We start from the raw sequence: 24,960 nt of genomic DNA on the forward strand, positions 1-24,960 counted from the left end.
GGCTAGCGTGCCACCGCCAGCAGCCCCTCCACATCGAGATGCGTTTCGAGGTGATCCGCCAGGGCATCCAGCGTCGCGTCCACCGTGGCATCGTATGCCTGCGACGAGGCCACCCCGAACCGCTTCAGGAACCCCGCGCGGAAGGCGTCGTCGGTGAACATGCCGTGCAGGTAGCTGCCCATCACCCGGCCATCGGCGGAACAGGCGCCCTCGGGCCGGTCGTCGACAAAGGCGAAGGGCCGCGCGCAATCCGCGCCGGTCGTGCGCCCGATGTGGATCTCGTACCCGGCGAAGGGCAGGGCGGTCGCGGCGTGTTGCGCGCGCACCCGGGTCAGCCGCTTGTCGCCGGTCATCACCGTGTCGACGTCGAGCAGCTCGAGCCCCGCCGTCTCGCCCGCAGCGCCCTCGATCCCGTCCGGGTCGGCCACGCTCCGCCCCAGCATCTGGAAGCCGCCGCAGATGCCCAGCACATGCCCGCCGCGCCGGTGATGGGCGGCGAGGTCGATGTCCCAGCCCTGGTCGCGCAGGAAGGCCAGGTCGCCCCGCGTGCTCTTCGAGCCGGGCAGCACCACGAGGTCGGCATCGCCGGGGATCGGCTCTCCGTGGCCCAGCATGGTCAGCCGCACGCCCGGCTCCTGCGCCAGCGGGTCCATGTCGTCGAAATTGGCGATGCGCGACAGGCGCAGGCAGACGATGTGCAGCCCCGTGCGCCGCTCCGGCGCCCGGATGTCGAGCGCATCCTCGGCGGGCAGTTTCCAGGCATGGGCAAACCACGGCGCGGTGCCGAAGCCGCGCCAGCCGGTGCGCGCCTCGATCAGCGCGTAACCGTCGTCGAACAGCGACGGGTCGCCGCGGAACTTGTTGATCAGGAAGCCCACGATCCGCGCGTTGTCCGCGGGCGAGAGCACCGCCTGCGTGCCCACCACCTGCGCGATCACGCCGCCCCGGTCGATGTCGCCGATCAGCACGACGGGCAGGCCCGCCGCCTCCGCGAAGCCCATGTTGGCGATGTCCCCGGCGCGCAGGTTGACCTCGGCCGGGCTGCCCGCGCCCTCGACGATCACGAGGTCATGGCGCGCCTTCAGACGTTTGAAGCTCTCGGTGACATGGCCCAGCAACTGCGGCTTCAGCGCGGCGTATTCGCGCGCCCGGACCGTGGCCAGCCGCTTGCCCTGCACCACGACCTGCGATCCCACGTCGGTTTCCGGCTTCAGGAGGACCGGGTTCATGTCGGTGTGCGGCTCCAGCCCGCAGGCCCGCGCCTGCAGCGCCTGCGCGCGCCCGATCTCGCCGCCGTCGACGGTGACGGCGGCGTTGTTCGACATGTTCTGCGGCTTGAACGGCGCGACCGACAGGCCCCGGCGCAGCGCCGCGCGGCAGAGCCCCGCCACCAGCACCGACTTGCCCACGTTGGACCCGGCGCCCTGAAGCATCAGCGCGCGTGTCATTCCGGATCACGATCGCCGGGCAGCGGCAGCTGTGCGAGGTGGTACTCCCGCGCAAACCGCGACGCGGGCCGCGCGACGAAAAGGACGGAACCCACGGTGAAAAGCCAGGTCGCCGGGTACTGCGTGTCCTCCCAGAAGAACAGCACGGACCCCACGAGGAAGGCCATCCCCGCGCAAAGGTCGATGGTGGTATAGAGCTTCTCGTAGAAGCCATAGACCTCCTCGTGCCGGGAGGTGGCGTCCTGCATCCGTTTCCTGAACATCGGGCGGCGGTCCCTTCATGGCCTGGGCGTACTGACCTCCACCGTTACCAGCCTGCGAAGCAGGGTCAACGCACCGCCCGCCATCGCCCGTCGCCACGCACTCGAAGACAGCCTGAGAACAAAACCGCCCGGCGGTCCGAACAGCGCCCCCGAAACACCTCTGACGACGCTGCCACATCGGCCGTGGATGCAAAGAAACCAAAACGGAAAGCGTCCGGAAAAAGCCCCGACCCGCGGCTAAGGTGTGCCTTTGCACCTTCCAGGGAAACGCGACGCCAGCGGTCGCGGAGGGCCAGGAGACCTTAGGCAGCTTCGTCGCTTGACCCTCCCGCGAGGCCACCACCGACAAATCCGCGCAACAAGAAAATTCGCCCTCGCCTTTAACGCGAGACCGCGACCCATCCCGCCCCGCGCCTCTGGCAAATGCCGCGCCCTTGCCAGCCATATGACGCATGCGGCCTCGTCAGGACGCCTCCGGCGGAGGTATTTTCGCCAAGATGAAGGAGAGGGTCGGGCACCGCGCCTCGGGCCTTCCGGGAAGGGGGAGACGCGGTGCCTTCACCTTGGGCGGTCATCGGGACCTCTCCCTGTACCGCCCGGCGAGCCTCCGCGATTCCGGTTAAGAAAGCCTTTCCTTCATCTTGGCGAAAATACCTTGGGGGTCTGGGGGGAACCCCCAGCGGGTCGGGGCGCCGCAGGCGCGCCGAAACCCGGATCCCGCAGGCTCAGAACTCGACACCCTTCTGCGCCTTCACCCCCTCGCGGAACGGGTGCTTGACCAGCGTCATGTCGGTGACGAGGTCCGCCGCCTCGATCAGTTCGGGCTTGGCGTTGCGCCCGGTCAGGCAGACGTGGGTCATCGGCGGCTTCTGCTCCAGCAGGAACCCCACCACCTCGTCGATGTCGAGGTAGTCGTAGCGCAGCGCGATGTTGATCTCGTCGAGCAGCACGAACTGCACCTCCGGGTCGAGAATCTGCGCCTTGGCGATCTCCCAGCCGTTCTGCGCCGCCGCGATGTCGCGCTCGCGGTCCTGCGTCTCCCAGGTGAAACCCTCGCCCGACACGAAGAACCGGCATTCCGCCGCGAAGCGTTCGCGCAGGAACGTGCCTTCGCCCGTGGGCCAGGCGCCCTTGATGAACTGCACCACCGCGCAGGGCATGCCGTGGGCGATGCAGCGCATGATCATCCCGAATCCGGAGGACGACTTGCCCTTGCCGGTGCCGGTGTGAACGATGATCAGGCCCTTCTCCTCCGTCTTGGTCGCCATCATCCGGTCGCGGGCCGCCTTGATCTTCTTCATCTTTTCGGTGTGGCGGGCGTTCTCGTCTTCGCTCATGGCGCGGGCTCTCCTTGACATTGCCGGGCGTCCGGCGCATCAGCCGGGGTGCTGGTGCCTGTGTCTAGCAGGTGAAAAGGGAATGCGCAGCCCCGCGTCGGGGTCAGGCGCAGCCGCCCCCGCGACCGTGACCGGAAAGGGCCCGAAGCCACTGGCGAGATCGCCGGGAAGGCCGGGTGCCGTTGGGCAGACAGGGACCCCCTGCCGCCCAGTTCCGCAAGCCGGGAGACCTGCCAGTGGCCGCGCCGTGGAAGGGGCGGAGGAACGAAACCGGACGGGGTGATCCGGGGTCGGGAGAGGGCCTGTCATGGCCCGTGCCCCGCTCAAGGTCCCCCCATGAGACGCGCGAGGTCGCCATGTCATCGGAAGCCGAACTTCTGGTCTGCGTGAAGTGCCGCCGGGGGCAGGAGATCCCCGCCGACGACCGCCGGCCCGGCCAGGCGCTCTACGACGCGCTGGCCGCCCGGCCCTTGCCCGCGGGCCTGCGCCTGACCCCCGTCGAATGCCTGCAGAACTGCGACGCGGGCTGCACCGTCGCCCTGCGCGGCGGCGACCGCTGGACCTATGTGTTCGGGAATGTCGACGAGGTGTCGCATCCGGACATGCTGCTCGACGGCGCGGCGCGCTATCACGCGACCGGCGACGGGCTGATCCCGTGGCGCGAGCGGCCCGAACACTTCAAGCGCAACTGCGTGGCGCGCATCCCGCCCCTGACCCCGAACACCCCACTGGAGGCCGACTGAATGACCGATCTAGCCAAACTCCCCGTCACCGTGATCACCGGCTTCCTCGGCTCCGGCAAGACCACGCTGGTGCGTCACCTGATGCAGAACCCCGGCGGCCGTCGCCTGGCCGTGGTGGTCAACGAATTCGGCGACGTGGGCGTCGACGGAGAGATCCTGAAGTCGTGCGCCATCCCCGACTGCCCTGCCGAGAACATCATGGAACTGGCCAACGGCTGCATCTGCTGCACCGTGGCCGATGACTTCATCCCGACCATCGAGGCGCTGATGGCGCTCGATCCGCGCCCCGACCACATCCTGATCGAGACCTCGGGCCTCGCCCTGCCGAAGCCGCTGCTGAAGGCCTTCGACTGGCCGGACATCCGTTCGAAGATCACCGTCGACGGCGTGATCGCCCTGGCCGACGCAGAGGCGGTGGCGGCAGGCCGCTTCGCCCCCGACGTGGCGCGCGTCGACGCGCAGCGTCTGGCCGACGACAGCATCGACCACGAAACGCCGCTGAGCGAGGTCTTCGAGGATCAGATCTCCTGCGCCGACATCATCCTCCTGACCAAGCCCGACCTCGCCGGTCCCGAAGGCGTGGCGAAGGCCAAGGCGATCATCGCCGCCGAGGCGCCGCGCCCGCTGCCGGTGGTCGAGGTCGCCGAGGGCGTGGTGGACCCGCGCGTGATCCTCGGGCTCGAGGCCGCGGCCGAGGACGACATGGACGCACGCCCCTCGCATCACGACGATCATGACGACCACGAACACGACGACTTCGAATCGATCGTGGTGGAACTGCCGGAACAGGACACCCCGGCGCAGCTCGTCGTCGCCATCGAACGGCTCGCGAAGGAACAGAACATCCTGCGGGTGAAGGGCTACGCCGCCGTGAAGGGCAAGCCCATGCGGCTTCTGGTGCAGGCGGTGGGGGCGCGCGTGCGTCACCAGTACGACCGCCCGTGGAAGCCGGACGAGGCGCGCGTCAGCCGTGTCGTGGTCATCGCGGAACACGACGACATCCGTCCCGACGCCATCCGGTCGGTCCTCGGCGCCACGCCGGTCGCCGCAGAGTGACATGAAGTAGGGCGGGGCTCTGCGCCGCCTTCCCCGGGAACCGCCGATGCACGTCATCTTCCGCGAAAGCCACGGCCTCGACGAGAGCGAGACGCCGCAGGACCTGGGCCAGAGCCCGGCGGACCTCGTCGTCCTGTCGTTCTCCGACAGCGACCTCGGCGCCTTCGCCGAAGGCTGGCGGCGCGGCGGCGGACCGGAGGGGCGGATGCCCACGCTCCGCCTCGCCAACCTTGCAGCCCTCAGGCATCCGCTGTCGGTCGACACCTATGTCGAGCAGACGCTGGAGGGCGCGAAGGGCATCCTGATCCGGCTGATCGGCGGCGTGCCCTACTGGTCCTACGGCTTGCAGCAGGTCTTGGCGCTGGCGCAGCAGAAGGGCATCGCGCTGGCCGTGTTGCCCGCCGACGGGCGCGAGGACAGGCGGCTCGACGAGATGTCGACGCTGCCGGTGTCCACGCTGCGGCGGCTGGCGCATCTCTGCGACGCGGGGGGCACCGTGGCGGCGCAGGCCGCGCTGGCGCAACTGGCGCTGGCGGCGGGCCTCTATGCCGGGCCGGTGCGCGGCGCCAAGGGGCTGCCGCCGCTGGGCGCCTGGACGCCCGAACACGGCGTGACCTGCCCGGTGCTGACGCGGGAGCCGGACAAGACGCCGCTGGCGGTGGTCTTCTACCGCTCCTACCTCGTCTCCGCCGACCTCGCACCGATCCGAGCGCTTTACGAGGAGTTCGCCGCACGCGGCTTTGCCGTCACCGCCTTCTTCGTCCCCTCGCTGAAGGCGCCGGAGGCGGCGGGCTGGCTGCGCCGCCAGATCGCGGCGCTGGCCCCGGCGGCCATCGTCAACGCCACCGCCTTCTCCGGCAAGGGCGCGGACGGCACCTCGCCGCTCGATGCCGCCGACGTGCCGGTCTTCCAGTGCGTGCTGGCCACCTCCGACCGCAAGGCCTGGGCAGAGGCCGACCGCGGCGTCTCGCCCGCCGATCTCGCCATGCACGTGGTCCTGCCGGAGGTCGACGGCACCATCCTGGGCGAACCCGTCTCCTTCAAGGAAGCCGGCGCGCGCGACCCCGACCTGCAGTTCGCCCGCGCCGCCCATGCCGCCCATGCCGAAGGCATCGCGGCCCTCGCCGACCGGGTGGTGGCGCGCCTGTCCCTGGCCCGCCGTACCCCGGCCGAGCGCCGTCCCGCGCTGATCCTCTCGACCTACCCGGGCAAGGACTGGAACATCGGCCACGCCGTGGGCCTCGATGCGCTGGCCTCCGCCCGCGCGATCCTCGACGACCTGCGCGACGCGGGCCACGACGTGACGGGCGCCCCCGCCGACCTGCCCGCAGCCCTTCTGGCCCGTACCGAAAGCTGGCCGCTGGCGGAGTACGAAACGGCCCTCGCCAGACTGCCCGCCACCCTGCGCGACGACCTCCATACCGCATGGGGCGCCCCCGACACCGACACGCTGGTCCGGGACGGCGCCTTCCGCTTCGCCGCCCTCCGCTGCGGCCGCGCGACCGTGGCGCTCCAGCCCGAACGCGGCACGCCGGAAACCCGCGACGACGACTATCACGACCTCTCGCGCACGCCCTGTCACGGCTACGTCGCCTTCTACCTCTGGCTGCAACAGCAGTCCGACGCGCTGATCCACATCGGCGCCCACGGCACGCTGGAATGGCTGCCGGGCAAGTCGGTGGCGCTCTCTGCCGCCTGCTGGCCCAAGGCGCTGACCGGCACACTGCCGGTGATCTACCCCTTCATCGTCAACGACCCCGGCGAGGCCGCGCAGGCCAAGCGGCGCCTCGGTGCGCTCACCCTCGGCCACGTCCCCCCGCCGCTGCGCGAAAGCGGCACGCCTGACCGGCTCGCCCGGCTCGAGGCGCTGCTGGACGAATTCTCCAACGCCGACGGTCTCGACCCGCGCCGCCGCGACCGGCTGCAATCCGACATCCGCGACGAGGCACAGGCGCTGGGGGTGGAGGACGACCTCGGCCTCGACCGCGCAAGCTCCACCGCCGAGGCGATCACCCGCATCGACCGCTTCGTCTGCGACGTGAAGGAAAGCCAGTTCGGCGAGGGCCTGCACATCTGGGGGCGCAGGGATCCTACGGCGCAAGACCTCCCACACGACCTCACCGGCTCGCCCGCATCCGAACGCCGCGCCATCCCCGCCGCGCTCGACGGCCGCCGCATCGCGCCGGGGCCCTCCGGCTCGCCCTACCGGGGCCGCCGCGACGTGCTGCCCACGGGCCGCAACCTCTTCACCACCGACCCCCGCGCCGTGCCGACCCGCGCCGCCCACGCGCAGGGCGTGAAACTGGCGGAGGAGCTGGTGCGCCGCCACCTGCAGGACGAAGGCGACTGGCCGCGCGGCCTGATCGTCGACCTCTGGGGCTCCGCCACCATGCGCACCGCCGGCGAGGAATTCGCCATGGCGCTGCACCTCCTCGGCGTGAAGCCGGTCTGGGACAAGGGCTCCGAACGTGTTTCCGGGATAGAGGTGCTGCCCATCGCGGAACTCGACCGCCCGCGCATCGACGTCACCCTCCGCGTCTCCGGCCTCTTCCGCGACGTCTTCCCGACGCTCTCCGCGCTCTTCTCACAGGCCGTGCGCGCGCTGGCGCAGCGCGACGAGGCGCCCGACTGGAACCCCTTCGCCGGGCGCGCCGACCTCGCCCGCGTCTATGGCCCCGCGCCGGGCAGCTTCGGCCTGAACATGGGCGCCACGCTCGAGGACTACAGCGACGCGGGCCGCCGCGCCGCGGGGGAGGCCTGGCTTGCCGCCTCGGCCTTCGCGCTGGACGGCGACGCCGCCACCCGCGATGCGCAGGGCCTCGCCGCCCGCGTCGCCGCCGCCGACAGCTTCGTGCACCTGCACGACCTGCCGGAAACCGACCTGCTCCTGGCCATGGACTTCGCCGGGCACGAGGGCGGCTTTGCCGCCGCCCAGCAGGTCACCGGAGGCAATGCCGCGCTCTGGCATCTCGACAACACCGACCCCGCCCGCCCGCGCGCCCGCACCCTGACCGAGGAGATCGCCCGCGTCGTGCGCGCCCGCGCCGCCAACCCCGCATGGACCCGGGGCATGATGCCCCACGGCTTCCGCGGTGCTGCGGAAATCGCCGCCACGCTCGAACACATGGCGGCCTTCGCGCACCTGGCCCGGGCGGTCCCCGACCACCTCTTCGACCTCTACCACGACGCCACCCTCGGCGATCCGGAGACCGACGCCTTCCTGCGCGAGGCCAATCCGCAGGCCCATGCGGCGATGCAGGCGCGTTTCGCGGAACTGCACCGTGCGGGCCTCTGGACCAGCCGCCGCAACTCCATCCTCGCCGACATGGCAACCGGCATCGAAAGGGCGGCGGAATGACAGACGGCTCTGACCCACAGGTGCGCGGCTGGTGCCCCGGCGCGCTCCGGCCCATGGCCTCGGGCGACGGCCTCGTGGTGCGCGTCCGCCCGCGCTTCGCACGGCTCACGGCGGCGCAGGGGCAGGGGCTCTGCACCCTTGCCCTGCGCTACGGCGACGGCGGGCTGGAAATGACCAACCGCGCCAACCTGCAGATCTACGGCGTGGCCGCGGCCGATCACCCGGCGCTCCTCGACGGTCTGCGCGCGCTTGATTTGCTCGACGCCGACGAGACGCTCGAAGGCCGCCGCAACGTCCTCGTGGCCCCGGCCACGTCCCGGGGGACCTCACCCACCGCCTGACAACCGCGCTTTACGCCGCACTTCCGGAGCTGCCTGAGCTTCCGGCGAAGGTCGGCTTCGCCGTCGACACCGGCCCCGCGCCGGTGCTGACAAACGACCCTGCCGACTTCCGCCTCGAGATGTCGGCGCAGGGCCCGATCCTCCGCGCCGACGGCACTGACAAGGGCCTGCCCGTCACCGGGGACGAGGCGATCCCGAGGCTGATCGCCCTCGCCACCCTCTTCGCCACGACCCGCACCCCGGGGCAGCGGCGCGCCCGCGCCTGGACCGCCGCGGGCGGGCTGCCCGAGGCCTGGCAGACCACGCCGCCCCTGTCTTCCCCGCATCCTTCATCTTGGCGGAAATACCTCGGGGGTCCGGGGGCAGCGCCCCCGGCGGGTCGGCCCGGCGCCAGCCGGGACGATCCCGAAGGTTATGCCGCCCCCTTCGGCCGGATCGAGGCCACGGACCTCGCGGAGCTTCTCACTCGCTCCGGGGCCAACGCGTTCACGGTCACCCCGTGGCGTCTTCTCCTGCTGCACGGCGGCCAGCGCGTCGATCATCCGGGCTTCATCACCGATCGCGACGATCCGCTGCTGACCGTCTCCGCCTGCCGGGGTGCGCCCTTCTGCCCGCAGGCCACGGTAGAGACCCGCGAACTCGCCCGGCGCCTCGCCCCCCATGTGCGCGACCTGCATGTCTCGGGCTGCGCCAAGGGCTGCGCCCGTGCCACGCCCGCCTCCGTCACCGTCACCGGACGCGACGGCGCCTATGACCTCGGTCAGGGTTGCGCAGGCGAGACCCCCCGGCTATCCGGCCTCACCGCCGACGCCCTCATCCAGGACCTCACCCGCCCATGACCTACCAGTACGAAACCGACGGGGCTGCGATCTACCGGCAGTCCTTCGCCACCATCCGGGCCGAGGCCGACCTCGCCGCCTTCGGTCCCGACGAGGAACAGATCGCCGTCCGCATGATCCACGCCGCCGGCATGGTGGGTCTGGAACGGCACATCCGCTTCTCCCCCGGTTTCGCCGCTGCCGCCCGCACGGCGCTGGAAAACGGCGCGCCGATCCTCTGCGACGCGCGCATGGTCTCCGAGGGCATCACCCGCAAGCGCCTGCCCGCCGACAACGCCATCGTCTGCACCCTGCACGACCCGGACGTGCCGGCGCTGGCGGCCAGCATGTCCAACACCCGCTCGGCGGCGGCGCTGGAGCTCTGGCGCCCGCACCTCGGCGGCGCGCTGGTGGCCATCGGCAACGCGCCCACCGCGCTCTTCCACCTCCTGAACATGCTCGAGGACCCGGACTGCCCGCGCCCCGCCGCCATCGTCGGCTGCCCCGTGGGTTTCGTCGGCGCGGTGGAATCGAAGGACGCGCTCTGGGCCGACCAGCCCGTGCCCTGCTGCATCGTCGAAGGACGCCTCGGCGGCAGCGCGATCACCGTCGCCGCCGTCAACGCCATCGCGAGCCGCGCCGAATGACCGCGCAGCACGGCACCCTCTACGGCGTGGGCCTGGGCCCCGGCGCCGCGGACCTGATGACGGTGCGCGCCGACCGGCTCATCGCGAACGCCCGCCACGTCGCCTACTTCCGCAAGGCCGGGCGCAACGGCCACGCGCTGACCATCGCCGGGCCGCTCCTGCCGAAGGACGCGATCCACTTCCCGATGGAATACCCCGTAACCACCGAGATCCCCCTCCAGGACCCGCGCTACAACGAGACCCTGTCGGAGTTCTACGCGCAGGTGACCATGCACCTCCGCCAGCTCCTCCTCTCGGGCGAGGACGTGGTGGTGCTCTGCGAGGGCGACCCGTTCTTCTACGGCTCCTTCATGCACCTCTACGAACGGCTGAAGGACACCGTCCGGGTCGAGGTCGTGCCCGCCGTCACCGGCATGTCCGCCGCCTGGACCGCCTCCGGCGCGCCGATCACCTGGGGCGACGACGTGCTGACCGTGCTGATGGGCACGCTGCCGTCAGAAACCCTGATCCAGCGGATGACCGACGCCGACGCCATCGTGGTGATGAAGATCGGCCGCAACATCGGCAAGATCCGCCACGCCCTGCGCGAGGCGGGCAAGTACGACCGCGCCTGGCTGGTGGAATACGCAGCCCAGGAGGGCCAGACCGTCCAGCGCCTGTCAGAGGCCGAGGACCGCGTCACCCCCTATTTCTCCATCGTCCTCGTGCACGGGCAGGGGCGCCGCCCATGACCGGCGCCGCCGCAGGCTGGGTGAAGATCGTGGGCCTCGGCCCCGGTGCCGACAGCCTCGTCACGCCCGAGGCGCAGGCCGTTCTGGCCGAGGCCACCGATGTGGTGGGCTACATCCCCTACGTGGCCCGCGTCGCCGACCGCCCCGGCCTGACGAAACACGCCTCCGACAACCGGGTGGAGATCGACCGCTCGCAGCACGCGCTGTCCATGGCCGCCGAGGGGCACCGCGTCGCGGTGGTCTCCTCCGGCGATCCCGGCGTCTTCGCCATGGCGTCCGCCGTGTTCGAGGCGCTCGAAGACGGGCCCGACGCGTGGAAGGCCCTGCACATCGAGGTCATTCCCGGCATCACCGCCAGCCTCGCCGCCGCCGCCCGCGCGGGCGCGCCGCTGGGCCACGACTTCTGCACCATCAACCTCTCGGACAACCTCAAGCCCTGGGCGCTGATCGAGAAGCGCCTGCGCCTCGCGGTGGAGGCGGACTTTGCCATGGCGTTCTACAATCCGCGCTCGAAATCGAGGCCCGAGGGCTTTGCCCGCGTGCTCGACCTCCTGCGCGAGACCTGCGAACCCGGACGCCTCATGATCTTCGCCCGCGCCGTATCGGCCCCGGACGAGACGCTGAATGTCGTGCCGCTCTCCGACGCGACGCCGGACATGGCCGACATGCGCACCATGGTCATCGTCGGCTCTTCGCTGACCCGCCGCATCGCGGGCACGCCGCACGTCTACACCCCGAGGTTTGTCGCGGAATGACCCCTGCCGCCGATCACCCGCCGCACCCCCCGTGCGGCCCTGCCGCAGGGCAGCGCGCGGCGGTCGGCCTCAGGACCCGCTCGGGCGCGGTGCGGCTTTCAGCCCAGCCAGTCCAGCACGGCCTGCACGTCATGCGCCTCTCTCCGGTCGGGCAGGGCGGGGCGGTCGATCATGATCACCTCCAGCCCCAGCGCCCGCGCCGCGTCAATCTTCGCCCGCGCTCCGGTGCCGCCCGCGTTCTTCGACACCACCAGACCGATCCCGTTGTCGCGCATCAGGGCAAGGTCGTCCTCCAGCGTGAACGGCCCGCGGTCGATCACCGCGTGGCTGTCGGGGAAGGGCAGGGCCTCCTTCGGCGGATCGACGAGGCGCAGAAGGTAGAAGTGCTGCGGGTTCGGCGCGAACTCCGCCAGGTGCATCCGGCCCACCGCCAGCATGACACGCGTCGCGGGACGGTCGAGCGCGGCAACCGCGCCAGCGATGTCCGGCACCCGGGTCCAGCGGTCGCCCTCCTGCGGCTGCCAGGGCGCTCTGGTCAGGGCGATCAGCGGCGTGCCGGTCATCTCGCAGGCGGCCACGGCATTGGCGCTCATCTGCGCGGCAAAGGGGTGGGTTGCGTCGACGACATGCGTCACGCCCTCCTCGCGGATGTGGCGCGCCAGCCCTTCGGCACCGCCAAAGCCGCCGACGCGCTGCGGCAGCGGCTGGCGCACCGGGCGCTCCACCCGTCCCGCAAACGAGATCGTGCCATGAATGCCCTCGTCCGCAAGACGGCGGCACAGTGCGGTGGCTTCCGTCGTGCCGCCAAGGATGAGAAGGTTGGGCATGTCTGAGATCCAGTCCGATCCTTGGTTGACCATCGTCGGCGTGGGCGAGGATGCCGGCCTGACGCCCGCGGCCCTCGCCGCCATCGCTGGGGCAGAGGTGGTCATGGGCCCGCCCCGCCACCTCGCGCTGCTCGCTGAGGTTCTGGGCGAGACCCGCGCCGAGATCAAGCCCTGGCCGGTGCCCTTCGCCGATGGCGTCACCCAGTTGATGGCACTGGCGGGACGGCGCGTGGTGGCGCTGGTCTCCGGCGATCCCTTCTGGTTCGGCGCCGGATCAGTGCTGGCCGACAGACTTCCGCCGGGCGCGTGGCGGGCGATCCCGGGCGTCTCCGTCTTCTCGCTGGCGGCGGCGCGGCTCGGCTGGCGGCTGGAAGGCACGGTCTGCCTCGGCCTGCACGCCGCGCCGCTCACGCGGCTGGCGCTGCACCTCGCCCCGGGCCGCCGGCTGATCGTTACGCTGCGCGACGGTGCGGCGGTGGGCGACCTTGCCGAATACCTGCGCGCGGCGGATTTCGGCGCGACGGTCATGCATGTGATGGAGGCGCTCGGCGGCCCCCGCGAACGGCTGCGCCGCGTGACGGCCGAGGCCTGCGCGCTGGACGACGTGGACCACCCGGTCTGCGTGGCGCTGGAACCGCTGGGCGAGCCGCTGCCGCTGGCGACCGGCCGGCCCGACAGCACTTTCGACAACGACGGCCAGATCACCAAGCGGCCTGTCCGTGCCCTGACGCTTTCGGCGCTGGCGCCGCGTCCCGGCGAACACCTCTGGGACATCGGCGGCGGCTCCGGCTCCATCGGGATCGAGTGGCTGATGTGCGATCCGCTGATGCGCGCCACGGCGGTCGAGGCCGACGCAGGCCGCGCCGCCCGCATCCGCAGCAACGCCGAGGGCCTCGGGCTGGACCGGCTTCAGGTGGTCGAAGGCCGCGCGCCCGAGGCGCTCGACGGTCTGCCCGCGCCCGATGCGGTCTTTGTCGGCGGCGGCCTCTCGCAGGCGCTGCTCGACCGGCTCGACGTGCTGGCCCCCGGCGCCCGCCTCGTCGCCAACGCGGTGACGCTGGAGTCCGAGGCGCTGCTGGCCCGCGCCCACGCCGCGCGCGGCGGCTCCCTCCTGCGCATCGAGCTGTCCGACGCCATGCCCCTCGGCACCCGCCGCGGCTGGAAATCCGCCTACCCCATCGTGCAATGGAGCGTGACGCTATGACCGCCGTCTACCCGCCACGCCCAGACGCCGTGCACGAAAGCCCGCCCCAGAAACAGCCCGCACCCGCCGCCGTGCACAGCACAAGGGGGGTCATACTGTTGCAAAACTCCTCGACCGCCCAACTCGCTCGCGAGACCATGCTCCTGCGCTACAAGTCCCACACGGACGACCGGCCTCACCAGCTGACGCCCAGACCCGTACCTGTGACTGGCCGCCCCGCTAGCCAGCCCATACCCCGGTGCTGCACGTCGCACACGGACGACCAGCCCCGCCAACTGGCACCAAAGCGTGCCCACGCGACCGCACCCTGCATCCGCCAAATCCCGTTCCGGACGAGACCCCGGGCCGCGACAGCCGGACCCGCACAGCCAGGAAGGACCGCCCCATGATCGTTGCCGGATTCGGATATCGCAGCGGGGCGACCCTCGACAGCCTGCGCGACGCCTACCGCCGCGCGCGGCTGGGACAGGAGGCCGACGTGCTCGCCACCGTCGAGGACAAGCTGCCTCTGCTCCACGATCTTGGGGCCGACATCCGCCGCCCCGCCGTCGGCATCTCCTCGAAGTTTATGCAGGTGCAGGAAACCGAAACCGTGTCCGAGATCGTGCTCGCCGCCCGCGGCGTCGGATCGGTGGCCGAGGCCGCCGCCCTCGCCGCCGCGGGCCCCGGCGCGCAGCTCCTCTCGACGCGCGTGGTGTCGGAGGACGGCCGCGCCACCTGCGCCTTCGCCATCGGAGAAGACGAATGACCGTACACTTCATCGGCGCGGGCCCCGGCGCGCCCGACCTCCTGACCCTGCGCGGCCGCGACCTGATCGCCGCCTGCCCGGTCTGCCTCTACGCCGGCTCCCTCGTCCCCGAGGCCATCCTCGGCCATTGCCCCGAAGGCGCGCGCATCGTGAACACCGCGCCCATGGACCTCGACCGCATCATGGCCGAGATCGCCGCTGCCCATGCCGAGGGCCACGACATCGCGCGCCTCCACTCCGGCGACCTCTCCGTCTGGTCGGCCATGGGCGAACAGCTCCGCCGCCTGCGCGAGATGGGCATCCCCTACACCGTCACCCCCGGCGTGCCGTCCTTTGCCGCCGCCGCAGCAGCGCTCGGTACCGAACTCACCCTGCCGGGCCTCGCCCAGTCGGTCGTCCTGACCCGCACGCCCGGGCGCGCCTCCTCCATGCCGGAGGGCGAGACGCTCACCAACTTCGCCCGCACCGGCGCGACTCTGGCCATCCACCTCTCGATCCAGAACCTCGACACCGTGACCGCCGACCTGATCCCGGCCTACGGGCCCGACTGCCCGGTGGCCGTCGTCTTCCGCGCAAGCTGGCCCGACCAGCGGATCATCCGCGGCACGCTCGCCGACATCTCCGGCCGCATGGACGGCGACATCACCCGCACCGCGCTGATCCTCGCAGGCCCCGCGCTCGCCGCCGAGGGCTTCGACGAAAGCTGTCTCTACGCCGTCGACTACGACCGCCGTTACCGCCCGCAAAGCGCCGAGAGCCCCTGGGCCGGATGGCGTCCGGAGGACGAGGCATGAAGGGTGTCCTCGTCTCCGCGCCGTCCTCCGGCACCGGCAAGACCACCGTCATGCTGGGCCTCCTCCGGGCGCTGGCCGACGACGGCGTGAAGGTCCAGCCGTTCAAGTCCGGCCCCGACTACATCGACCCGGCCTTCCACCGCGCCGCCAGCGGGCGCTATTCCTTCAACCTCGACACATGGGCGATGGACGCGGCGCTTCTGGACGCGCTCGCCAGCGAGGCGGCAGAGGCCGACTTCTGCATCGCCGAAGGCTCCATGGGCCTTTACGACGGCGTCGCGACCGAGGGGCAGTCGGGCTTCGGCTCCTCCGCCGAAACCGCGCGCCGCTTCGGCTGGCCGGTGGTGCTGGTGCTCGACGTGGGCGGGCAGGCGCAGTCGGCGGCGGCCACGGCGCTGGGGTTCGCCACCTACATGCCGGACCTGCCCTTCGCGGGCGTGATCCTGAACCGCGTGGCCTCGCCGCGCCACGAAAGGCTGACCCGGCTGGGGATGGAGCGTGCGGGCCTGAACGTGCTGGGCGTGCTGCCTCGGCGCGGCGACCTGACGCTGCCGGAGCGCCACCTCGGGCTGGTGCAGGCGGTCGAACATCCCGACCTCGACGCCGCCATCGCGGGCTATGCCGACTTCCTGCGCGAACACGTGGACCTCAAGGCAATCGTCGCGGCAGGCCGGGGCGAATCCCGCCCCACGGGGCCGATGCGCCTGCCGCCGCCGCCCGCGCAACGCATCGCGCTTGCGCAGGACGCGGCCTTCTCCTTCACCTATCCGCACATCCTCAAGGGCTGGCGCGAGGCCGGGGCAGAGATCCTGCCGTTCTCGCCCCTTGCGGACGAGACCCCGGCACAGGACGCCGACCTCGTCTGGCTGCCCGGGGGCTACCCGGAGCTGCACGCAGGCCGCCTTGCCGCCGCCGACCGCTTCCGCACGGCGCTTTGCCGCCACGCCGAAACCCGGCCCGTGCACGGCGAATGCGGCGGCTACATGGCGCTTGGCGCGGCGCTGACCGACAAGGACGGCGTCACCCACCGGATGGCGGGCCTTCTGGGCCTCGTCACCTCCTACGAGAAGCGCAAGTTCCACCTCGGCTACCGCCGCGCCGTGCTGCAGGCGGCCATGCCCGGCTTCACCCCCGGCATGGCGCTGCGCGGGCATGAATTCCACTATTCCACCATCCTCGAACAGCCCGACGCGCCGCTGGCGCAGGTCTTCGACGCGGATGGCAACCCGGTGGTGGAAACCGGCTCCGTCCGGGGCCACGTGTCGGGGACGTTCTTCCACCTCATCACCGGCGAAGGGGGCATGGCATGACCGGCTTTGTCAGTTTCGTGGGCTCCGGTCCCGGCGATCCGGAGCTTCTGACCCTGAAGGCCGTGGACCGCCTGAAACGGGCCGACGCGGTGCTGTTCGACGACCTCTCCTCCGGTCCGATCCTCGGACATGCGCGGCAGGGGGCGGACCTCGTGGGCGTGGGCAAGCGCGCCGGGCGCCCCTCGCCGAAACAGGACCATGTCTCTCGCCTGCTGGTGGACTACGCCCTGACCGGCCAGCGAATCGTGCGGCTCAAATCCGGCGACAGCGGTATCTTCGGCCGGCTGGAGGAAGAGCTGACAGCCCTCAAGGCGGCGGGCATCCCGTACGAGATCATCCCCGGTGTGCCCTCAGCCGTGGCGGCGGCCGCGGCGGCGGGCATCCCGCTGACCCGGCGCCTGACCGCACGGCGGGTGCAGTTCGTCACCGGCCACGACGTGTCCGGCGCGCTGCCCGAGGACCTGAACCTCGACGCGCTGGCCGATCCGCTGGCCTCCACGGTGATCTTCATGGGCAAGGGCACCTTCCCGCGCCTGTTTGCCATGCTCGAAGCGCGCGGCCTCCCGGCCTCCACCGCCGCGATCCTCGCCGAAGAAGTGAGCGGCCCGGGCCAGACCATCACCCGCACGACCGTGGGCGCCCTGGCCGAACAACTGGCCGCCGAGAAGGGCACCAAGGCCGCCCTGATCCTCTACGGCTCCCTTGCGGAGGCCTGAGGGGTGCGCGGGCGGTCGGGTCTTTGTGGCGTCCGGATGGGGCGGGTTGCGGGTGCTGTCTGTCGTGCCGCCCATGCAGAGGGGCTTGAACGGTGATGGAGCACGCCGCTCCTCCGCAAGCCGACGCGCCCGCTCTCGTCCGTCCGATCCGGGCCTGTCAGGCGTGCCACGCCTTGTCCTTCGCGTGTATCCAAGAGGCCGACCGATGAGAGACCACACGACCCACGCCGACGCCCTGACAACCTCCCGCGTTCACCGTGCCGTGGCAACGCAGGCGGAAGGCGCTTGTCTTGGAACGTCTTCCGAAAGGTCCGACCGATGACCAACCACGCGACAGGCGTGGACGGCGCGACAGCCTCCGTCCACCTTAGAGCCATGGACCGGCAGGTGACGAGCGCCTGCTGGGTCAAACCCTTGGAAAGGACCGAACGATGATCGAACGTGTGGTCCTTGTGGGCATCGGGACGGGCAGTCTCGGCCACCTGACGCTGGACGGGCAGGCGGCGCTGCGGGCGGCGGACGTGATCCTCGTGCCCCGCAAGGCCGAGAAGGACGACCTCGCCGAGATCCGCCTGCGCCTGCTGGAACAGGCCGGCGTCGCGGCCCGGGTCGCCTTCTTCGACTATCCCGTCCGGGACGAAACCTTGCCATACCTCGAACGCGTCGAACGCTGGCATGACGAAATCGCAACCCGCTGGTCCGCCGCCGCCGGAGAGGCCGCCGAAGTAGCCCTCCTGGTCTGGGGCGACCCCTCCTTCTACGACAGCACGATGCGCATCGCGTCCCGGCTGGTGTCCGCGGGTGCGGTGCGGGTGGTGCCCGGGATCACGGCGGTGCAGGCCCTTACGGCGGCGCATGGGGTGCCTTTGAACACGGTGAACGGGCGGATCCTGGTCACCACGGGCCGGCGGCTGAGGGACGGGGGATGGCCCGAGGGGGCGGAGAGCGTGGTGGTGGTGCTGGACGGGGAGTGCTCGTTCAGGGGGCTGACTGGACTGGGGCTGGAGATCTGGTGGGGGGCGTTCCTGGGGATGCCCGAGGAGATCCTGCTGAGCGGGCCGCTGGACGAGGTTTCGCCGCGGATCGTGGAGGTCCGGGAGGCGGCGCGGGGGCGGCACGGGTGGGTGATGGACACCTACCTGATGCGGAAATCCTGAGGGGTGGGGCCCCGTCCGGAGGCTCCGCAGGTTTCGCGGCGAAACCTTCTTTTGTTAACAATGGGTTAATGTGTTGGGTTTGGGGTGTTGGTCATGATTGTCGCTTTGGTATTTGAAAGTAAGATCAATGCCGGTCGAAAGTCGGAAACGGCCCTCTGCGGACATTGACTGTTCTCCGGCCACGCCGCAGTGCGGCCCGTTAGACCGGACATTCGCTGCCGGCGCACACTAGCCGGTGAGTATGTGCCGTAGGACAGCCTGAGCGATGTCCAAGCTTGGAACTGCCAGCATGGCATATCCCAGAACTCCAAGCGTCAAGGAACATATTCGTGCGGGCTTATAGGTGTGCATCATACCAACCCACCATTCTCTGGCGAGAAAACCAATGTAGTCGCCATGCTTCGAGAACATCTGGGTTCTGCTATCTGGCCTAAAACCTGCAACCACGGGCTTCTTGGTACGTTTTTTACCCAACACCATCCAAAATGCTTCTGTACGTTCGACCCACGATTCAGAATGAACCCGCTCTTCAATTTGGGCGAGCTCGTAGACACTGTATCTCTGCCTTACTAATTCAGAATACTCGAGGTCGTTCTTGGCGGCTTCCAATATTTCCGGGCGGAACAATCTGTAGATCAAGAATGAGCATAGCACTAATAGGCTGCCGAAAAATACAAATCGAAGCTTGGACAGGCCGTCCAATAGAAAGGAAGATCTCTCAGCTCCACCAACACCTGCTAGTGCATTGAAAGAAAGCATCCCAGCGATTTCATCGTTAAACAGGATCAGGTAACCGGCTATTGGTATCAGCCCCACGACCCGCGTGAAGTCATTATTTGCCACACTCTTCACGGTCTCCCAACGCACAACCTTCCAATCTGTAGGCGATTTCAACAATAAAGCACCTCCGAAAATTCGGTCCACGTTACAATCTCTTGCGCAAAGCGCCACCCCAAACGGGCCCCACCCTCCGTGGGGATTCGAGCTAGGCGCCAGACTTGACCGCTCCCGGCCCAGAGGCGACCTTCACCCTGCAGAGCGTCACTGCAGTGCAGCTTACCCAAAGCCGCCATTCATCAAATTGAACTCAGCCATCGCCGCGAAACGGTTTTGGCGGTGCAACTGTATTTAGCATGCACCCTGCGACATATCTGTAAATCTTTTGAAAGGTGCTCTGCCCCAAGATATGTTCGGAGCACTTCGCGCGCTCCAGAACACTGTCCGTGAAGGGTGGCGCGACGAGCTCAACATAAGGCACGCCTTCAGCTTCAAACAATCGAGCATAAGCAGGACCACTAAAAGCAAGACTTAAATCTTCAGCTCGCTGATCGGAAGCATCTGCAAGATAACTATTGGAAAGAGACTCCCAATTCACCAAGAATACAGGTGCGCCCAAACTTTCAACCAAATCAACTGCAATTTTATCGTTGTACATTTCTATCGATGCATCTGCAAAAATGCCCCTATGCAAGTCAAATGACACGTAAATAACTGATCTATTGTTGACCTCAAAGAAATCCAAGGGGTTCTCAACTTCAAAATCCCCCAAATCAATCGAGGGAAGACTTCTGTTGGCTGTAGTTACCTCGAAAACAAAAACTAAAGCCGTGACAACGCCGACAACTTCAACAAGGCGACGCAGTGCTTTAGAAAAATACTCAACCATCTATAATTTCTCCCGGGGCAGTGGTTTCGTCGGCAGTGTCTCGCTTCGGCCCTCACCTGCCCTTCATGGGACTGGTTATCGTTGCGGGCAGCTTCCTCAATCTGGCCATTTTTTCTGCTTTTCTTTCGCGGTTGGCAGGTGGAGGCAATCGAAGAATTGCCCGAAGCCACCCAAAAATCGCTCATGCAGCAAGTAGAGTGGAAGCGAAATCGCTTCGATTAGAAGGGGATTTCGTCGTCTAAGTCTCGCCCGCTGCCATATCCCCCGTCAGGCTTGGGCAGCTCTTTTCGGGGCGGTTCGATCTTCTTGGTTTCTGGTGGCTTGGGCAACTTTGGCTCAGCCTCTTTGGCATCATCCAAAAGGCCCATAATCTTCTCAAACCAAGGCCACCAAGGGCGGGCGCCCTCGCGCTCAACGTCCGCACTCAATCCTGCCAGTGACCGCGCTAAGTCCGCGAAACGCTCAAAGCGGGTGCGTGCCTTGCTTACCTCTTGGGCGAGTTTCGCCAAGATGTCATAGAGCTTTTCTTTCTTTGCGTCCGGTGCAGTAGACGATTCAACTTCACCACGGATTTTTTCAATGAAGTGGTGAATCTTGGTCTTTTGCGCTTCTGTCAAACCCACGCTCATGGCGCTTCGGTTTCGAGAATTTGCAATGCGCATCTGGACAATCACGTTGTCCACAGCACGCAAAAATTCATCGAAATTTTCGCTGTGCTCGTCGGTATCGCGAGTATTTACCGAAAAACCGGAAAGCGCATCTATTTCTAAAGCGGTCGCGGCAGCGAGCGTCTTGTTCATGTAATCGGCAGTTTCATAAGCCCAATTAGATTTTTGGTCTTCTTGGGCATTATGTAGTTGTTGTCGAAATTCGCGTTCCAGCTGAAGAAAAGCCACATGATTGTCTTCAGAGATTTCTTCGTATGGGTCCATCTACTGCCCCTCAAGCCATTTACTTTTCGCCACGGTAGCGCGGCGCTTAGGCATTGTCACCGCCTGAACGTCTTCCGCGTGGCGCACACCGTTCCACCGTGCGGCGGGTTGGGATCGTTTCGCTGAACTTTGCGAACCTCATTCTCTGCGCATTACTGACGTTGGGGGTTGGTGCAGCGTGGCTGGGCATTGAGCCTGTGCTCTGAATGGCTGCTTTCATGTGTTTGACTGAATGCCTTCGCAGGCGCGGCGAATTCACACTTGCCGCCCATCCCCTCACGTCGCATACCGTGTCGCGCCTCTCCGGGCGGTGTCGACCGGGGTCGAGAGGACCAGGGCCTGGTGGGCGCGCTGGTCGCAGTTGGCGCGGGGGCAGATGCGGCAGTTGATGCCGATCTCGGTGGGGCGGGCCTCGGCCAGGTTGAGGTCCTCGGCGTAGCCCAGGGCGTCGGCGTGGTCGCGGGCGCAGCCCATGGCGACGGCGAGGCGGACGTCCTGCGCGTGGCGGGTGAAGGTGGGCCGGTCGACGGTCCGCGCGAAGACGAAGAACTGCGAGCGGTCCGGCATCTCGACCACCTGCGGCACGATGCGGCCGGGGGTGCGGAAGACGGAGTGGACCTCGAGCCGGGGACAGGCGCCGCCGTATTCGGCGAGGTGGAAATCGGTGGCGTTGAAGCGCTTGGTGACGTTGCCGGCCTTGTCGATCCTGAGGAAGAAGAAGGGGATGCCGCGGTGGCCCGTGCGCTGGAGGGTGGTGGCGCGGTGGCAGGCCTGCTCGAACGAGACGCCGAAGCGGGTGGCGAGGTGGTCGAAGTCGTACTTGGAGGCGCGGGCCTCGGCGAGGAAGCGGTCGTAGGGCATGAGGACGGCGGCGGCGAAGTAGTTGGCCAGCTCGACCCGGCAGCGGGCGCGGCCGTGGGCGTCCTCCAGCCCGGCCTCCGTCAGGATGGTGTCGAGGAGGTCGGCCTGTTCGAGGAGGCCCGCGACGTGCACGAGCTGGAAGAGGCGGTTGGGGTGGTCGAGGGCCTCGGACAGGCGGACCTCGCCGCGGGTCTCGTCGTATTCGCGCAGGGAGCGGGGCATCTCGGCCACGGGGGCGATGCGGACGCGCAGGCCGAGCTGCTGGCGGAGGCGGGATTTCAGGGCGAAGTACATGTCGTCGGCGGCGACGGGGGCGTCCCAGAAGGCCTCGGCCGCGGCCTCGAGGCGGGGGAAGTGGTTCTGGTGGCGGCGGAAGACGTTGTGGACGACGGCCTCGGGCGCGGTGGGCAGGACCGATTCCTCGCCGGCGGCGGCCACGGACATGAGCTGATCGGTGGCGGCGAGATAGGCGCGGTGCAGCGTGACGAAGGCCGAAGCGAGGTCCGGGCTGTGGGCGAGGCTGGCGCGCAGTTGCGGCAGATCGGGGCGGTGGCCCTCGAACAGCGGGTCCTGGAGGGCGGCGCGGATGTCGGCGAGGGCGGCGGTGTCGTCATCCTCGGCGATGTCGCGCCAGTCGACGCCGTAAGCCTCGAAGAGCTTCAGAAGGACCGGGACGGAGACCGATCTTTCGTTCTTTTCCAGAAGGTTGACGTAGGAGGTGGAGATGCCGAGTTCCTTCGCCATCTGCACCTGTGTCTGTCCGTGTTCGATGCGCAGGCGCCTGAGGCGCGGGCCGATGAAGGTTTTCATGGTATTTGACAGTATACAGAATTTGACACTTTTACAATTGTGAGAGTTTGTAAAATTTCGCGTTCACAGCAGGACCCGGTTTGGTTTCCCGTTTGGCGGGAGAGGGCGCATGGTGGCTTCAGCGAAGAGGAGGCGCCCCCATGCAAAGCGGATACACACATCTGTTCATACCCGGTCCCACCAATGTCCCGGAGGTCGTGCGGCAGGCGATGAACGTGCCTCAGCAGGACATGCGCGCACCGGATTTCGCGGCGTTCACGCTGCCCCTGTTCGAGGGCCTGAAGAGGGTCTTCAAGACCACGACGGGCGAGGTGATGATATTCCCCGGCTCCGGCACCGGCGCGTGGGAGGCGGCGATCACCAACACGCTGAACCCCGGCGACAAGGTGCTGATGTCGCGCTTCGGGCAGTTCTCGCACCTCTGGGTGAAGATGGCGGAGATGCTGGGGCTGGACGTGATCTGCGTCGACGTGCCCTGGGGCGCGGGTGTGCCCTGGAAGGAATACGGACGCATCCTCGGCGCCGACAAGAACGACGAGATCAAGGCGGTCTTCGTCACCCACAACGAGACGGCGACCGGCGTGGTCAGCGACGTGGCCGCGGTGCGCCGGGTGATGGACGAGTGCTTCCATGATGCGCTGCTTTTCGTGGACGGGGTGTCCTCTGTCGCCTCGGTCGATTTCCGGATGGACGAATGGGGCGTCGACCTTGCCGTGACGGGGTCGCAGAAGGGGCTGATGATGCCCGCGGGTCTCGGCATCCTCGGTGTCAGCCAGAAGGCCATGGCGGCGTCGAAGAACGCGCGGATGCGCCGGGCGTACTTCGACTTCGAGGACATGGTGAGCATCAACCGCAGCGGCTATTTCCCGTACACTCCCCCGACCCCGCTCCTGCATGGTCTGCGCGCGTCGCTCGACCTGCTGGAGCGGGAAGGGCTGGAGAACGTCTTTGCCCGCCATGCGCGACTGGCGGAGGGCGTGCGCCGCGGCGTGAAGGCCATGGGGCTGGAACTGGTGGCGGAGCATCCCTCGCTGATGTCCGACACGGTGAGCGCGATCCGCGTGCCGCCGGAGGTGGATGCACGCGAGGTGCTGCGCATCGCCTACGAGGAACTCAACGCCTCGTTCGGGTCGGGCCTGGCGCGGCTGGCGGGCAAGGTTTTCCGCATCGGGCACCTCGGCAGCTTCAACGAGGGCATGGCGCTGACTGCGCTCGGCCTTGCGGAACTGGCGCTGGTCAAGGCGGGCGCGAAGGTGCCGCTGGGCGCCGGGGTGGCCGCCGCATCGTCCTATTTCGCCGAAGGCGCGCAGAGCGGCGACCTGAAGATCGCGGCGGAATAAGTCCCGCCTTTCAATAACCAAATCAAAGACCTGGAGCCTGTCTGCCGCACCCCCGAGGGGTGCGGTCCGGGAGGCTCTGACCAAGGAGGACATGATGTCTCATACGCTTCACCCGCTGCGCAAGCAGCGCCTGCACCGCTCCGAACTGGCCGTGCCCGCATCCAACCCCGCGATGGTCGAAAAGGCCGCCGACAGCGCCGCCGACTACGTGTTCCTCGATCTGGAAGACGCGGTTGCGCCGCCCGAGAAGGACCAGGCGCGCAAGAACGCGGTGGAACTGCTGAACGACATCGACTGGGCCGGGAAGGGCAAGACCGTGTCGGTGCGTATCAACGGGCTCGACACCCATTACATGTACCGCGACGTCGTGGACATCATGGAAAAGGCGGGCGACCGGGTGGACACGCTGCTTGTCCCGAAGGTGGGCGTGCCCGCGGACCTCTACATGGTGGAGGCCATGATCAACCAGATCGAGCAGGCCTGCGGGCTTGAGAACCGCGTGGGGCTGGAGGCGCTGATTGAAACGGCCCTGGGCATGGCCAACGTGGAGGCCATCGCACAGTTCGGCGGGCGGCTGGAGGCGCTGCACTTCGGGGTGGCGGATTACGCGGCCTCGATGCGGGCGCGGACGGTCAATATCGGCGGCCTGAACCCGGATTACCCGGGCGACCAGTGGCATGCCTCGATCAGCCGGATGGTGGTGGCCTGCCGCGCCTACGGGCTGCGGGCGGTGGACGGACCGTTCGGCGATTTCAGCGATCCCGAGGGGTACATCGCGGGGGCGAAGCGCGCCGCCGCGCTGGGCTGCGAGGGCAAGTGGGCGATCCACCCGAGCCAGATCGCCATGGCCAACGACGTCTTCAGCCCGCCGGAGGCGGAGGTGTCGAAGGCGCAGCGCATCATCGAGGAGCTGAAGGCGGCGGAGGCCGCGGGCAAGGGGGCGGCGAGTCTCGACGGCAAGATGATCGATGCGGCGTCGGAGAAGATGGCGCGCAACGTGATCGACATGGCGAACGCCATCGCCGCGAAGTCGCAGCCGATCGCGGCGGAGTAAGGCCTTTTCGGCAAGGGGGGCGGCGGCGCAACGCCCCGCCCTGT

General features: G+C 68.5%; 24 protein-coding genes and 1 riboswitch. Of the genes, 16 read left to right on the plus strand and 8 right to left on the minus strand.

Annotation, left to right across the window (positions count from 1 at the left end):
• Nucleotides 1–2 precede the first annotated feature (2 nt).
• The 3 genes from CDO87_RS15405 to cobO all read right to left on the minus strand — a co-directional run bounded on the left by CDO87_RS15405 (nucleotide 3) and on the right by cobO (nucleotide 3,048).
• Nucleotides 3–1,448 carry a cobyric acid synthase gene (locus CDO87_RS15405; RefSeq protein ID WP_100929598.1) on the minus strand — a complete coding sequence of 482 codons (1,446 nt, stop codon included), beginning with the start codon at nucleotides 1,446–1,448 and terminating at the stop codon, nucleotides 3–5.
• Nucleotides 1,445–1,711 carry a YrhK family protein gene (locus CDO87_RS15410; RefSeq protein WP_100929599.1) on the minus strand — a complete coding sequence of 89 codons (267 nt, stop codon included), beginning with the start codon at nucleotides 1,709–1,711 and terminating at the stop codon, nucleotides 1,445–1,447. The genes CDO87_RS15405 and CDO87_RS15410 overlap by 4 nt, the downstream gene beginning before the upstream one ends.
• A 725-nt stretch (nucleotides 1,712–2,436) precedes the next feature.
• Entirely contained in the window at nucleotides 2,437–3,048 is a 612-nt protein-coding gene (gene cobO, locus CDO87_RS15415) for a cob(I)yrinic acid a,c-diamide adenosyltransferase (protein ID WP_100929600.1), read from the minus strand.
• Between the two features lie 35 nt (nucleotides 3,049–3,083).
• A riboswitch (cobalamin riboswitch) is annotated at nucleotides 3,084–3,301 on the plus strand.
• A 103-nt stretch (nucleotides 3,302–3,404) separates the two neighbouring features.
• Here cobO and CDO87_RS15420 point away from each other — a divergent pair.
• From CDO87_RS15420 to cobJ, 8 genes are all read left to right on the plus strand, one after another.
• Nucleotides 3,405–3,791, plus strand: coding sequence for a DUF1636 domain-containing protein (locus CDO87_RS15420; protein WP_100929601.1), 387 nt, complete (start codon nucleotides 3,405–3,407; stop codon nucleotides 3,789–3,791).
• The gene (gene cobW / locus CDO87_RS15425; protein ID WP_100929602.1) at nucleotides 3,792–4,847 is read left to right on the plus strand and encodes a cobalamin biosynthesis protein CobW; all 1,056 of its coding nucleotides are present in this window, start codon (nucleotides 3,792–3,794) and stop codon (nucleotides 4,845–4,847) included.
• Between the two features lie 46 nt (nucleotides 4,848–4,893).
• A complete protein-coding gene (gene cobN / locus CDO87_RS15430) occupies nucleotides 4,894–8,205 on the plus strand; it encodes a cobaltochelatase subunit CobN (RefSeq protein ID WP_100929603.1) in 3,312 nt (1,103 codons plus the stop codon).
• A complete protein-coding gene (locus CDO87_RS27500; protein ID WP_308213893.1) occupies nucleotides 8,202–8,546 on the plus strand; it encodes a hypothetical protein in 345 nt (114 codons plus the stop codon). Before cobN ends, CDO87_RS27500 begins: the two co-directional genes overlap by 4 nt.
• Before the next feature lie 83 nt (nucleotides 8,547–8,629).
• Nucleotides 8,630–9,385, plus strand: a complete 756-nt coding sequence (locus tag CDO87_RS15435; RefSeq protein ID WP_308213894.1) for a hypothetical protein — start codon at nucleotides 8,630–8,632, stop codon at nucleotides 9,383–9,385.
• Nucleotides 9,382–10,011, plus strand: coding sequence for a precorrin-8X methylmutase (locus tag CDO87_RS15440; protein ID WP_100929604.1), 630 nt, complete (start codon nucleotides 9,382–9,384; stop codon nucleotides 10,009–10,011). Before CDO87_RS15435 ends, CDO87_RS15440 begins: the two co-directional genes overlap by 4 nt.
• Nucleotides 10,008–10,742 carry a precorrin-2 C(20)-methyltransferase gene (gene cobI / locus CDO87_RS15445; protein ID WP_100929605.1) on the plus strand — a complete coding sequence of 245 codons (735 nt, stop codon included), beginning with the start codon at nucleotides 10,008–10,010 and terminating at the stop codon, nucleotides 10,740–10,742. The genes CDO87_RS15440 and cobI overlap by 4 nt, the downstream gene beginning before the upstream one ends.
• Nucleotides 10,739–11,497 (plus strand): precorrin-3B C(17)-methyltransferase, encoded by a 759-nt coding sequence (gene cobJ, locus CDO87_RS15450; protein WP_100929606.1) that lies wholly within the window; start codon nucleotides 10,739–10,741, stop codon nucleotides 11,495–11,497. The genes cobI and cobJ overlap by 4 nt, the downstream gene beginning before the upstream one ends.
• Nucleotides 11,498–11,595: 98 nt before the next feature.
• On the opposite strand, the gene CDO87_RS15455 is transcribed toward cobJ, so the two are convergent.
• Nucleotides 11,596–12,324, minus strand: a complete 729-nt coding sequence (locus CDO87_RS15455) for a cobalt-precorrin-6A reductase (protein ID WP_100929607.1) — start codon at nucleotides 12,322–12,324, stop codon at nucleotides 11,596–11,598.
• On the opposite strand from CDO87_RS15455, the gene cbiE reads away from it, so the two are divergent.
• The 6 genes from cbiE (at nucleotide 12,323) to cobF (ending at nucleotide 18,253) form a co-directional block, all read left to right on the plus strand.
• Nucleotides 12,323–13,528 (plus strand): precorrin-6y C5,15-methyltransferase (decarboxylating) subunit CbiE, encoded by a 1,206-nt coding sequence (gene cbiE, locus CDO87_RS15460; protein ID WP_100929608.1) that lies wholly within the window; start codon nucleotides 12,323–12,325, stop codon nucleotides 13,526–13,528. The genes CDO87_RS15455 and cbiE overlap by 2 nt on opposite strands.
• Nucleotides 13,529–13,913: 385 nt before the next feature.
• Nucleotides 13,914–14,276 carry a cobalamin biosynthesis protein gene (locus tag CDO87_RS15465; RefSeq protein ID WP_100929609.1) on the plus strand — a complete coding sequence of 121 codons (363 nt, stop codon included), beginning with the start codon at nucleotides 13,914–13,916 and terminating at the stop codon, nucleotides 14,274–14,276.
• Entirely contained in the window at nucleotides 14,273–15,070 is a 798-nt protein-coding gene (cobM, locus tag CDO87_RS15470; protein WP_100929610.1) for a precorrin-4 C(11)-methyltransferase, read from the plus strand. Before CDO87_RS15465 ends, cobM begins: the two co-directional genes overlap by 4 nt.
• Complete coding sequence (locus CDO87_RS15475) at nucleotides 15,067–16,380, plus strand: cobyrinate a,c-diamide synthase (RefSeq protein WP_100929611.1); 1,314 nt, start codon at nucleotides 15,067–15,069, stop codon at nucleotides 16,378–16,380. The genes cobM and CDO87_RS15475 overlap by 4 nt, the downstream gene beginning before the upstream one ends.
• Complete coding sequence (gene cobA / locus CDO87_RS15480; RefSeq protein ID WP_100929612.1) at nucleotides 16,377–17,096, plus strand: uroporphyrinogen-III C-methyltransferase; 720 nt, start codon at nucleotides 16,377–16,379, stop codon at nucleotides 17,094–17,096. The genes CDO87_RS15475 and cobA overlap by 4 nt, the downstream gene beginning before the upstream one ends.
• Before the next feature lie 431 nt (nucleotides 17,097–17,527).
• A complete protein-coding gene (cobF, locus tag CDO87_RS15485) occupies nucleotides 17,528–18,253 on the plus strand; it encodes a precorrin-6A synthase (deacetylating) (RefSeq protein ID WP_100929613.1) in 726 nt (241 codons plus the stop codon).
• Between the two features lie 228 nt (nucleotides 18,254–18,481).
• On the opposite strand, the gene CDO87_RS15490 is transcribed toward cobF, so the two are convergent.
• The 4 genes from CDO87_RS15490 to CDO87_RS15500 form a co-directional block, all read right to left on the minus strand.
• Entirely contained in the window at nucleotides 18,482–19,177 is a 696-nt protein-coding gene (locus CDO87_RS15490; protein ID WP_254698154.1) for a hypothetical protein, read from the minus strand.
• A gap of 163 nt (nucleotides 19,178–19,340) precedes the next feature.
• Nucleotides 19,341–19,919, minus strand: coding sequence for a hypothetical protein (locus tag CDO87_RS26800; RefSeq protein ID WP_157815010.1), 579 nt, complete (start codon nucleotides 19,917–19,919; stop codon nucleotides 19,341–19,343).
• Between the two features lie 218 nt (nucleotides 19,920–20,137).
• Complete coding sequence (locus tag CDO87_RS15495; protein WP_157815011.1) at nucleotides 20,138–20,851, minus strand: hypothetical protein; 714 nt, start codon at nucleotides 20,849–20,851, stop codon at nucleotides 20,138–20,140.
• 276 nt (nucleotides 20,852–21,127) lie between these two features.
• Nucleotides 21,128–22,522 (minus strand): short-chain fatty acyl-CoA regulator family protein, encoded by a 1,395-nt coding sequence (locus CDO87_RS15500; protein WP_100929615.1) that lies wholly within the window; start codon nucleotides 22,520–22,522, stop codon nucleotides 21,128–21,130.
• A 140-nt stretch (nucleotides 22,523–22,662) separates the two neighbouring features.
• On the opposite strand from CDO87_RS15500, the gene CDO87_RS15505 reads away from it, so the two are divergent.
• Both CDO87_RS15505 and CDO87_RS15510 read left to right on the plus strand, forming a co-directional pair.
• Nucleotides 22,663–23,862 (plus strand): alanine--glyoxylate aminotransferase family protein, encoded by a 1,200-nt coding sequence (locus tag CDO87_RS15505; protein ID WP_100929616.1) that lies wholly within the window; start codon nucleotides 22,663–22,665, stop codon nucleotides 23,860–23,862.
• A 94-nt stretch (nucleotides 23,863–23,956) separates the two neighbouring features.
• Nucleotides 23,957–24,916, plus strand: coding sequence for a CoA ester lyase (locus CDO87_RS15510; RefSeq protein WP_100930990.1), 960 nt, complete (start codon nucleotides 23,957–23,959; stop codon nucleotides 24,914–24,916).
• The last annotated feature ends 44 nt before the right edge of the window (nucleotides 24,917–24,960 follow it).

This window comes from Sagittula sp. P11 (assembly GCF_002814095.1).
Classification (GTDB): domain Bacteria; phylum Pseudomonadota; class Alphaproteobacteria; order Rhodobacterales; family Rhodobacteraceae; genus Sagittula.